At 59.5% G+C, this 3,920-nt stretch carries 4 protein-coding genes; 2 read left to right on the forward strand and 2 right to left on the reverse strand.

Going from position 1 to position 3,920, the window contains the following annotated elements; genetic code table 11:
* A partial coding sequence (locus BGIM_RS0128180) for a hypothetical protein (RefSeq protein ID WP_029630684.1) occupies positions 1-366 on the forward strand: 366 nt, incomplete at its 5' end.
* A gap of 146 nt (positions 367-512) precedes the next feature.
* On the opposite strand, the gene BGIM_RS0128185 is transcribed toward BGIM_RS0128180, so the two are convergent.
* Together BGIM_RS0128185 and BGIM_RS0128190 are read right to left on the reverse strand one after the other, a co-directional pair.
* Entirely contained in the window at positions 513-1,361 is an 849-nt protein-coding gene (locus tag BGIM_RS0128185) for a sugar phosphate isomerase/epimerase family protein (protein ID WP_020473037.1), read from the reverse strand.
* 119 nt (positions 1,362-1,480) lie between these two features.
* Positions 1,481-2,689 carry an inositol-3-phosphate synthase gene (locus BGIM_RS0128190; protein WP_020473038.1) on the reverse strand — a complete coding sequence of 403 codons (1,209 nt, stop codon included), beginning with the start codon at positions 2,687-2,689 and terminating at the stop codon, positions 1,481-1,483.
* A 154-nt stretch (positions 2,690-2,843) separates the two neighbouring features.
* Here BGIM_RS0128190 and BGIM_RS0128195 point away from each other — a divergent pair, with 154 nt between their 5' ends.
* Positions 2,844-3,866 carry an NAD-dependent epimerase/dehydratase family protein gene (locus BGIM_RS0128195; protein ID WP_020473039.1) on the forward strand — a complete coding sequence of 341 codons (1,023 nt, stop codon included), beginning with the start codon at positions 2,844-2,846 and terminating at the stop codon, positions 3,864-3,866.
* Positions 3,867-3,920 lie beyond the last annotated feature (54 nt).

Raw genomic sequence — 3,920 nt, forward strand, 5'->3', positions numbered from 1 at the left:
CTGTTGCAAATGTCGCTGTGCCTGGTGGTTTACAATCTGATCCGGATGGTTCATCAATATGCGGCCGTCGCCAACGACAGGCCGCCGGAGAAGGTCTCGGGGGAGATGTTGTTCCGCGACGTGCGGTCCGAACTGACGACCGTGGCGAGGTTGCTCACCCCCGCCCATCTGGAACTCCTGCTGGTCCCTCTCGGGCCGGAGCAACTTCAGGCGTGGTTACTGAAGTTGCTTCAGGGAACGTGGCATCGCAAATGGACCAAGTCCGCCCGCCCCCGGCCCTCCGGTCCCCCGAAGCCAAAAACCAAGAAACTCCGGCAGGAAAAACCTCACGATTCTGTCTTCCGGGTCTTGCGGAGAACTCCTTGAAAGATCTTCACACGACTGCCGCGTCAGCGGTGGGGGTGGCCGTCACACTCTGAAAACAACCCCCACCGCTGACGCAGTGGGGCTCTTGAAATCATTAGCTGATGGCCCAAGCGAATTGTTGTCGTCAGTCCCCGGCAACCAGCCAATCAAATTCCTGCCGCGATTTTGGTGATGTGCTCCAACGCGGTCTTGGCGGCGTAATCCGGGTTTTCTTTGTTCGGATAGAGTTCAATGGTCACCCAACCGTCATACCCAATTTCCTTGATCGCTCGCAGAACCGGGGCGAAGTCGATGGCCCCTTCGCCGGGGATCAGATGGTGATGCACCCGCGTGGCGGCGATGTCTTCCAAGTGGATGTGTTTGACGAACTTCGCCAGCCGTTTGACCGAGACGGCCGGGTCTTCGCCAACACAATACTGATGGCCGATGTCGAAGTTCAGACCGACCGCCGATGAGTCCTTCATGAGCGTCATGAACTCCTCGGCCTGTTCGCAGGTTTCAATCAGCAAACCCGGCTCCGGCTCCACCAAGAGCAGCACGCCTTCCTTCTCGGCATGCTCGGCCACCGGCTTGATCATCTCCACAAACAGATCAAGGGCGGCTTTCCAAGATTCGCCGGGTCCGACCGGCCCGCCCGGTTCGGTGGTGATGCACTTGGCCCCGAGTTGTTTCGCCAGCGTGAGAGCCCGCTTCGTGTGGTCGATCCGCACCCGGCGATAGTTGTAGTCGGGCTCAATCCACGAGGGATGCCAGTAAAGCTGGCGGTGGTCCCCGATGGCGTGCATCATGAACGAGTTGATGTTCGAGATTTGCAGGTTGTTCTTTTCGAGATTATCCCGCAGGCTTTGCAGATGCTCGGGCAGCATGAACGCCGGCCACGCATGGGGAATGTCCGCCATGATCTCGACGGCCGGGTAGCCGATGGCCGCCAGACGGCGCGTCGTCTCGGCAAAGGAATACTTCAGATAGGCATTGGTGCTAAAGGCGAATTTCATGTGCATCCCGGTGGAGCGGCTATGCCGCCCGGCTGTGAGCCATCAGCTGTGAGCCATCAGCCAAACCAAGCAGGTCGTTAGATGCTTTTTGGTTTAGCTGATGGCTCACAGCTCATGGTTCACGACCGGGCGGCCCGGCCCAAATACTCTTCAAACATTTTCCATTGACGGAAGAAGTCCTGTTCGGTCGTGCCGAGGGGGCTTTTGAAGAAACAAGCCACTTCGGCCATCACGCCCGCCTGACCCTGACGCCGGGCGAACAACGCCAGCCGGGCCAGATCGATCACCAGCGGGGCGGCCAGAATGGAATCGCACCCCTGCCAGGTGAACTGCATCGCCATCTTTGTGCCGAGGAAGCCCTCGAAGTGGATGTGATCCCACGCGGTTTTCCAGTCGTCCAGCGATTCGACATACTCGATCGACACCAACGATTGCGGCTTGTACCCCAGGATCGCCGGCAGCGACGCATCCTTGGACTTCACCTTGGACGCCTTGTTCTCCGGATTATTCAACACCCGGCCGTCGCCGCCGCCGAGGATGTTGTGGCCGATCCAGCTATGCACCTTCAAATTCCGGGCGGCAAACATCGGCGCCAGCACGGTCTTCAGGAGCGTTTCGCCGGTCTTGCCGTCCTGCCCCGCATAGGGGACTTTCTTGAGCAAGGCCAGTTCGTTCATCGCCGGGGAGGTGGCCCCGAACGAGGGCGTGAAATTCACATAGGCAAGACCCAAATCCATCGCCGCGTAGGCATAGATGCCGCTGGCTGGGAGAACCGGGTTCTCAACCCGCGAGAGGGCGGCTTGAAGCGCCGCCAGTGATTGATGCTCCGGCCCGGCGACGAACGGCGGCTCCGTGGAGGCGACGTTCACCACCACCACTTGTTCCAGATCGTGCTTCTTCTGAAACGCCTTCAAATCCGCCTGAACGCGGTCGATGGCCTCTCGCGGATGTTTGGCCGTTGGAAGACCGGAGGAAGCCATCGCCGTGATGGCTTCGTTGGATTGCAACACGGTCCCGAGCTGGACATTTTCTGACCACGCCTGCAAATCCGGTGAACAGGCTTCAATCATCCGAGCGGTGAAGATGCCGGATCGCTCGTTGAGGCCAAGGGCCGATTCTTTGAAGCAGGATTTGCGGATGTCATGCCCGCCAATGACAAAGTCAGCCGGGGCGTCGAAATCCGGCCGGGAGGTCGTGGGTCCGGCGGTGACCAGTCCGGTGGTGGAAGTCAGTCCGCGCGACATCGCGGCCAGACCCATCGCCACCGTGGAGCCAACGCCACCAAACGCACCAATGAGCCAAAGGCCGACGCGACGATGATTCGCCATGACCACCATTCAACCGAGAGAGGAACATGCGGAAGGGGTAGGTAAGGAAATTCTCCCAATCAACCGGAGCAAGTCAAGGGGCGGGTGTTGTTTGGCCCGCCGGATCAACGGTACTTTTTGAATAGAATCCCACCAACTTGAAAGGAATCCGCGCATGTCCCGTCAACCCGTTGTGTTAATCACTGGCGCCAGCGGCGAAATCGGCCACACCCTTATCGACCGTCTCTCAGCCAATCCCGACCGCCCCGTGGTCACCCTCGACCTGGCCCCCCTGGCCCCCGCCGTCTCCGGCAAAGTCCGGCAGCACTATGTCGGGTCCATTCTCGATCAGCAACTCTTGGACCGTATTTTGGCCGAGTTTGAAATCGACCACATTTACCACCTTGCGGCCGTGCTTTCCACCCGCGGCGAATTCGCCCCGATGACCGCCCACAAGGTCAACGTCGAGGGAACATTAATGATGTTGGAATTCGCCCAGCGCGAAGGCGAATCGCATGGCCGATCCGTGATGTTCATTTACCCGTCGTCCATCGCCGCCTACGGCATCTCGTCTCTGGACTTGAAAAACTCACTCGGTCCGGTGGGCGAAGACTCGTTTAACACTCCGACGACGATGTACGGCTGCAACAAACTCTACGGCGAACACCTCGGCTCGTACTACTCGAAGAACTACCGGCAACTCTCGGCCGACCCGGTGCGAACCCGAGTCGATTTTCGCGGCCTGCGTTTCCCCGGCCTCATCTCGGCCCTCACCACGCCCTCCGGCGGCACATCGGACTATGCCCCCGAAATGATCCACGCGGCCGCCCAAGGCAAGCCGTATGCCTGCTTCGTCCGGCCGGACACACGCATCCCGTTCATGGCCATGCCCGATGCTGTGGACGCCATCCTGAAACTGGCCGAGGCCCCCCGCGAACGACTCACACGCGGAACGTACAACATCAGTGCCTTCAGCCCGACGGCCGATGAAATCCGGCAAGAAGTGCTGCGGGCTTTCCCCAAGGCAGAGATTACCACCCAAGTGGACGCCAAACGGCAGGGCATCGTGGACAGTTGGCCCGCCGAGGCTGATGATTCGGCCGCCCGTCACGACTGGGGCCATGCGCCAAAGTTTGGCTTTGAAGCGGCTTTCCGTGAATATTTAATTCCAACGATCCGGCGGCGATACTCGGCTTGAAGAAGAGAGAAAGACACTAACCACAAAGACGCAAAGATCACACAAAGTTTCACA

The sequence above is a fragment of the Zavarzinella formosa DSM 19928 genome (genome assembly GCF_000255705.1).
GTDB lineage: Bacteria > Planctomycetota > Planctomycetia > Gemmatales > Gemmataceae > Zavarzinella > Zavarzinella formosa.

Coding starts and splice junctions, on each gene's coding strand:
- BGIM_RS0128185 (WP_020473037.1), bottom strand. CDS start 1,361: ATGAAATTCGCCTTTAGCACCAATGCCTATCTGAAGTATTCCTTTGCC.
- BGIM_RS0128190 (WP_020473038.1), bottom strand. CDS start 2,689: ATGGCGAATCATCGTCGCGTCGGCCTTTGGCTCATTGGTGCGTTTGGT.
- BGIM_RS0128195 (WP_020473039.1), top strand. CDS start 2,844: ATGTCCCGTCAACCCGTTGTGTTAATCACTGGCGCCAGCGGCGAAATC.